Source organism: Sphingomonas sp. PR090111-T3T-6A, assembly GCF_000383095.1.
GTDB lineage: Bacteria > Pseudomonadota > Alphaproteobacteria > Sphingomonadales > Sphingomonadaceae > Solisphingomonas.
In genome coordinates this window covers 1-1,090 of record NZ_AORL01000020.1, presented here as the reverse complement: position 1 = coordinate 1,090, position 1,090 = coordinate 1, and the positions used below count along the sequence as shown (strand labels likewise).

Annotated in this window: 1 protein-coding gene; it reads left to right on the top strand. The window is 61.7% G+C overall.

What is annotated here, in order from left to right:
* Window positions 1-325: 325 nt before the first annotated feature.
* Window positions 326-1,090 (top strand): IS5 family transposase gene (locus ST3T6A_RS21140; protein ID WP_157602730.1). Its coding sequence is split into 2 segments (ribosomal slippage), with 766 coding nucleotides annotated over them: window positions 326-650 and window positions 650-1,090; the frame shifts between segments, so codons are not numbered across the junction. This gene is flagged as partial in the annotation.

Sequence of the window (1,090 nt, the reverse complement as noted above, 5' to 3'; positions counted from 1 at the left end):
TAGGCCGTAAACCCATTAACGGCGGTGGTCGAGGCGTGTATTGATCTGGCTTGCCCGGGTGTTCAAGGGGGAAGCGAGTGAACGGCGGATGCCAGACATGTGGAACGGATGTGCCTGCGGATAAGAAGTGGCAGGCGCTCGCCACGATAGCTGCTCACGCTGATGGGCCAACTTTTCTGAAGCGCTGCGGAGTCTGCAGCACGCTGTGGCACGAGACTCTGCACGATATCCGCGCGGTTAACCCTGAGGAGGCAAAGGGGCTTTACCCGGACGCCTCCATCACATGATGCTTCCATTTTCCAAGCTGGTCTGATTCAGCATCGGCATGAGCCGATATGACCTAACCGACTTCGAATGGCGCGTGATCGAGCCACTGCTACCCAATAAACCCAGGGGCGTTCCGCGCGTCGATGACCGTCGTGTGCTGAACGGCATCTTCTGGGTGCTACGGTCAGGTGCCCCATGGCGTGACCTGCCGGAGCGTTATGGCCCGCGCACCACCTGCTACAACCGCTTCGTGCGATGGCGGAAGGCGGGCGTCTGGGACCGGCTGATGGACGCCATCACCGCCGCGCACGACGGCGATATCCAGATGATCGACAGCACCTCCGTTCGCGCCCACCAGCAGGCCGCGACGGCAAAAAGGGGGGTGCAGATCACTGTCTCGGTCGATCACGCGGCGGGCTCACGACCAAAATCCACGCGGTCGTCGATGCGCAAGGGCTCCCGATCCGGCTCGGCCTGACCGCTGGCCAAACGCATGACGGGCAGATCGCCGACACGCTGCTCGACCACCTCGGGCCGCACATGATCGTGCTCGCCGACAAGGCCTACGATGCTGATCGCATCCGCACGCTGATCGAGGAACAGGGCGCCACGCCCAACATCCCAGCCAAATCCAATCGAAAGTGGAAGCCCTGCTTCAGCAAGCGGCTCTATCGTGAGCGCAATCTGATCGAGCGGTTCTTCTCCAAGCTGAAGCACTTCCGCCGCGTCGCCACCCGCTACGACAAACTCGCCGCCAACTTCCTCGCCATGGTTCAACTCGCCTCAATGCGTCTGTGGCTCCGGGCTTATGAGTCTACGACCT